The sequence below is a fragment of the Pseudomonas sp. IPO3778 genome, from assembly GCF_013386825.1.
Taxonomy (GTDB): domain Bacteria; phylum Pseudomonadota; class Gammaproteobacteria; order Pseudomonadales; family Pseudomonadaceae; genus Aquipseudomonas.
Genome location: NZ_JACARC010000028.1, coordinates 214390 through 219189 on the forward strand (window position 1 = coordinate 214390; position 4800 = coordinate 219189).

At 61.3% G+C, this 4800-nt stretch carries 4 protein-coding genes; 1 reads left to right on the forward strand and 3 read right to left on the reverse strand.

The features are described from left to right. Positions 1-33 precede the first annotated feature (33 nt). The gene (locus tag HX855_RS13310; protein ID WP_177083345.1) at positions 34-1401 is read right to left on the reverse strand and encodes a DUF1329 domain-containing protein; all 1368 of its coding nucleotides are present in this window, start codon (positions 1399-1401) and stop codon (positions 34-36) included. 26 nt (positions 1402-1427) lie between these two features. After that, positions 1428-3218: a DUF1302 domain-containing protein gene (locus HX855_RS13315; RefSeq protein ID WP_177083343.1), complete on the reverse strand. Its 1791-nt coding sequence runs from the start codon at positions 3216-3218 to the stop codon at positions 1428-1430. A gap of 80 nt (positions 3219-3298) precedes the next feature. Here HX855_RS13315 and HX855_RS13320 point away from each other — a divergent pair, with 80 nt between their 5' ends. After that, a complete protein-coding gene (locus tag HX855_RS13320; protein ID WP_177083341.1) occupies positions 3299-3574 on the forward strand; it encodes a hypothetical protein in 276 nt (91 codons plus the stop codon). Between the two features lie 129 nt (positions 3575-3703). Here the strand turns inward: HX855_RS13320 and HX855_RS13325 are convergent, their stop codons facing one another. Then, on the reverse strand, positions 3704-4615 hold the full coding sequence (locus HX855_RS13325; protein ID WP_177083339.1) for an SDR family oxidoreductase: 912 nt from the start codon (positions 4613-4615) through the stop codon (positions 3704-3706). Between the last annotated feature and the right edge of the window lie 185 nt (positions 4616-4800).

The following is a 4800-nucleotide window of genomic DNA, read 5'->3' on the forward strand; positions in this document are numbered from 1 at the left end:
GCTCCCACAGTTTGAGCGCATTTCAATCCGGTTTTAGCGCACGCCTTCCGAGCGCAAGGCTGCCGGCGTGTAGTCGGCCGCCTTGGCCGCAAAGCCGAACACAAAGCTGCTCTTCTCTTCGTTCTTCATGCCCAGGGCGATGTAGCGCCCGGCGATGATGTCGTACAGGGTCTCGACGGTGTAGGCCGGCACCTGGTGGTCGTAGTAGAACTGCGCATGCCCTTCAGCAACACGCCACAGTTGGCCACGACCGTCGTAGTGGTCCACCAGCGCGACTTGCCAGCTGTCTTCGTCGATGTACATGTGGCGCTTGGCGTAGATGTGCCGTTCGCTCGGCTTGACCGTACCGATCACTTCCCAGACCCGGTGCAGCTCGTAGCGGGTCAGGTCCTGGTTGATATGGCCGGCCTTGATGATGTCGTCGTACTTGAGGGTCGGCGAATCGAGCTTGTAGCTGTTGTAGGGAATGTACATTTCTTTCTTGCCCACCAGCTTCCAGTCGTAGCGGTCGGGGGCGCCGGAGAACATGTCGAAGTTGTCCGAGGTGCGCAGGCCGTCGGCCGCCGTGCCCGGACCGTCGTAGGCCACTTGCGGCGCACGCCGCACCCGGCGCTGGCCGGCGTTGTAGACCCAGGCCAGGCGTGGCTCCTTCACCTGGTCGAGGGTTTCATGCACCAGCAGGACGTTGCCCGCCAGGCGCGCCGGGGCCGTCACTGATTGCTTGAAGAAGGTCAGCACGTTGGCGCCCTTCACCGGGTCCATGTCCGGGATCAGTTGCGGCACGGCCACTTCTTCTTCGAAGCGGATCGGCGTGTAGCTGCCGTTGGTCTGCGGCGTGGCCTGGGTGATGATGCGGCGCAGGTTGCCGCCGTGGTAACGGGTGATGTGGTTCCACAGCACCTCCACGCCGTTCTTCGGAATCGGGAACGCGTAGTAACGGTTGCCGGTGAAATTCTCCAGGCCATTGCCGTCGTTGATCGCGTGCACGTTGAGCGCGCTGCGCTTGATCGACTCGTAGATCTCCGGCGGCAGGTTGACCGTGCGGTGGGTCGGGTAGACCGGGATTTTGTAGGTCTCGGGGTAGCGCTTGAACATCGCCACCTGGCCTTCGGACAGCTTGTCCTTGTACTTGTCGACGGTGGCGGCGGTGATCACGAACAGCGGCTTTTCATTGGCGAACGGGTCGGCGAGGAAGCCCTTGCTGTCCACGGCGCCGGCGTTTTTCGGGATGCCACCGGTCCAAGGCGGGATCGAACCGTCGGCGTTGCCGGCCTTCTCGGCACCCACCGGGGTGAGGGTGGTGCCCAGCTTGGCCGCTTCTTCCGGGGACACCGCGGCCATCACGTTGGCAGCCAACAGGCTCAGGGCCAACACGCCACATTGCAGAATCATCTTGCGCATAGTCTCTTGTCCTTCTTTAAGCCACATCAGAAGTTCACGCCAAAACTTAAGGCGATGAAGTCGCGGTCGGTGAGGGTGTTGTAGTCACCGCCAAAAAAGTCGGTGTAGCTCAGGCTCGCGGTGTAGGTGTTGCGGTAGTCCGCATCCACGCCCACGCTGATGGCCTTGGCGCCTTCGTTGAACAGGCCGTTGGGGCCGTAGCCGCTGACGTCCTGGGACCACGACACGTTGGGCTTGAGGTTGACCCCGGCGAATACGTTGTTGTAATCGAGGATGGCCCGGGCGCGATAACCCCAGGAGTTGGCCGTGACAAATCCGTCGGTGTCGCCGCCGAAGCCGTATTGGCCGTAGACCGAATCGCGGCCGTAACGCAGTTTGGATTTCGCCTCCAGCCCGCCGACGTGCACGAAGGCCGCTTCGCCCACCAGGGTCAGGCGTTCGGCGCCCAGCACCTGGTCGAAGAACTGGGTCATGGTGCTTTGGATCTGGGTGATTTCCTTGCGGCGGTAGCCGGCGTTGTCGGCACCGAAAGAGCTGGCGATCGGCGAAGCGGCGTTACCGGCAATCGGGTTGACCAGGGCCAGCGTCAGGTCGGTGGTGTTGAGTTGTACGGGGGCATTCGGGCGGTAGCTGATTTCGCCGGTCCAGGCCGTGCCGGTAGGCAAGGTGGTGGAGAAGCTGGCCCCGAACAGACGAATGTTTTCCGGGTAGTCGAGGTAATACTGGCCGCGGCCGAGCATTGTGCTTTGCGCCAGGCCGGCGCCGGAGCCCGGTGCGATCCCGTTGGCCGCGTTGGCGATGGCGCCAATGGTTGCCAGGTTGGTGTTGGCGGTGATGGTGCCGACAGTCGGCGTGCGGCTGTGGTAGTTCATGAAGTACAGGCCGTATTCCGTGTCATCACCCAGCCAGCGCAAGGCCATCCCGAACTGACCGCCATCGCGCGCCTCGCGGTCTTTTGCACGCTGCACCACCACGCCTTCGTTGGTGACCTGGAAGCCTTGGCCAAACGCCGCCGCCACCGGTTGCAACGGTGCAATCGCCGGGCTGCCGACGGTGTAGTTGCCATTGCAGCCGTGGGCCACCACGTCGTTGCCGAAGAAGGTGCCGCAGTTATCCACCACGGTGTTTTCCCAGTTCAACTGGTAGAAACCTTCCACGCTCAGTTGGTTGGTGAGGCTTTGGGATGCGAACACCATGTTGACCGGAATCAGGCCTTCCTTGATCTCGGCACCGGGCCGGCGAAAGGCGGAGACGTCAATCGGGTTGATGCTGTTGATGGAGTTGCCGATGAAGGTACTTTCGCCCCAACTGACCACCTGTTTGCCCACGCGCACGTTGCCCGGCAAATCGCCGATGGAATAGTTGTGATAGACGAACGCATCCAGCAGTTCATAGCCCGAAGAGCGGGCCCCTTCGTCGCGGTGGTTATTGCTGATCTGCTTGAATTCGCGGTCTTCGTCCTGCAGCTCGAAGTCGTACCAGTACTTGCCGCGCACGAACACGCCGCTGTCGCCGTACTTGAGCTCCAGGTCGTGGATGCCCTTGAAGATCTTGGAGAAGGTCTCGCCCTTCTTGAAGTTCAGGCGACCGTCATCCCCCGTGGACGCCTGGCCGGTGCCGCCATTAGGAACGCCCACCAGCTTTTTGTCGGCGTCGCGCATGCCCCAACTGGCACCGACCGACAGCGAGGAATCGAATTGCCCTTCGATCTCGCCGATGTTGAATGAAACAGCCTGCGCCTGGGCACAGCAACCCAAAGCAACCGCAGCGGCCAGCGCCTGTGGCCTGAAGATGGCGCGCATTGTTGTTCTTGTCATGCGTCTTCCCCGGTGGTGTGACAGAAGGCCCCACCCTACTGCCCGCGATCAGGAGCGATAAGCGCACCAAGGAGGTATTTGTGTTGTCGCTCGAAAGGATGAAGGGCCGCTCTGGCCGGGGTATTGGCGGGGGCATGGACGAGATGGATGGCGCGTTATCAGGAGGATGGATAGGCGCAGCCTTCACTGTTGCCGGTTTGGTAACAGTCCTTGTCCCGAATCGCTATTTTTCATTCTGTAACAAAAGCTTATTGTTACCGGGCTTTCAGGGTGAACCGCCCGCTTCCATGATCTGGAAGAACAGCCCTATTTTATGGATTGATCTCTACTTTCAATCTGTTACCGGTGTTCACTGACGTTGATTTATTGCTCCTTGATCAAACGTCTTACTTCAGCCGCTGCCTTTGCAGCGGCTTTTTTTTGCCGGAAATAAAACGGGGCGCCATGGCGCCCCGGGGGTTGATTAAAACTTTCTCATGCAACGATCAGAGGCTGTATTTCTGCAGGTTGGCCATCATTTCCTTCAAGGCTTCGATGTTGTCCTTGGGGTGAGCGGCCCCTTCGAAGTCACAGATTTGCTGCCAGTGGGCGGCGACGTCATCCGGCGAGAAGCCCGCCTCCGGGTCGAACCCGACCCCCAGGCTTCGCTCCCAGCGGGTCTTGCCGATCCAGCCACCGCCCACCTCAAACAGCCCGGAGGTTTCCTGGCACGCTTCGCTGCCCAGGTACACCACCAACGGGCTGATCAGTTCCGGCTTGAGGCGCTCGAAGACTTGCGGCGGGATCAGGCCTTCGGTCATGCGTGTACCGCCGGTGGGGGCGATGGCGTTGACCAGGATGTTGTTCTTGCGGCCTTCCAGCGCCAGGGTGCGGGTCAAGCCGTACAGGCCGAGCTTGGCCATGCCGTAGTTGGACTGGCCGAAGTTGCCGTAGATGCCGGAGGTGGAGGCGGTGAAGATCACTCGGCCGTAGGCTTGTTCACGCAGGTGTGGCCAGGCGGCGCGGGTGACTTTGTAGGCGCCTTCGACGTGCACGCGGTACACCAGGTCCCAGTCGCTGTCTTCCATTTTGTGGAAGGTTTTGTCCCGCAGGATGCCTGCGTTGTTGACCACGACGTCGATGCGGCCGAAGGCGTCGAGGGCGTTCTGGACGATTTTGTCACCGTCGGTGACGGAGTCGTGGTTGGCTTCGGCGATACCGCCGGCTTCGCGGATTTCGGCCACGACGCGATCGGCGGCCGAGGCGTTGGCGCCTTCGCCCTGGGTTGAGCCGCCGAGGTCGTTGACCAGCACTTTGGCGCCGTGTTTGGCGAACAGGAGTGCGTGGGCGCGGCCCAACCCGCCGCCGGCACCGGTGACGATCACGACCTTGTCTTGGAACTGCACAGGCTCACTCATGGGGGACTCCGGGGGCGGTAAGGGATGGATGGGTGGAGTGTCAGGCACGGGGCTTGCGGTCACAATAAATACGGTTGGGGGTGAATGGTGCGCGATAAGGCTGGGGGATGATTGGCTTGGGGTGCGGTGGGGTGGGGTGGGGGCATATCCGTTATTTAGGTAACGGGGGACTGTCAGATTTTTTG

Bases quoted from the DNA above. Each gene is read 5' to 3' on its own strand.
- HX855_RS13310 (WP_177083345.1), bottom strand. From the start codon at position 1,401: ATGCGCAAGATGATTCTGCAATGTGGCGTGTTGGCCCTGAGCCTGTTG.
- HX855_RS13315 (WP_177083343.1), bottom strand. From the start codon at position 3,218: ATGACAAGAACAACAATGCGCGCCATCTTCAGGCCACAGGCGCTGGCC.
- HX855_RS13325 (WP_177083339.1), bottom strand. From the start codon at position 4,615: ATGAGTGAGCCTGTGCAGTTCCAAGACAAGGTCGTGATCGTCACCGGT.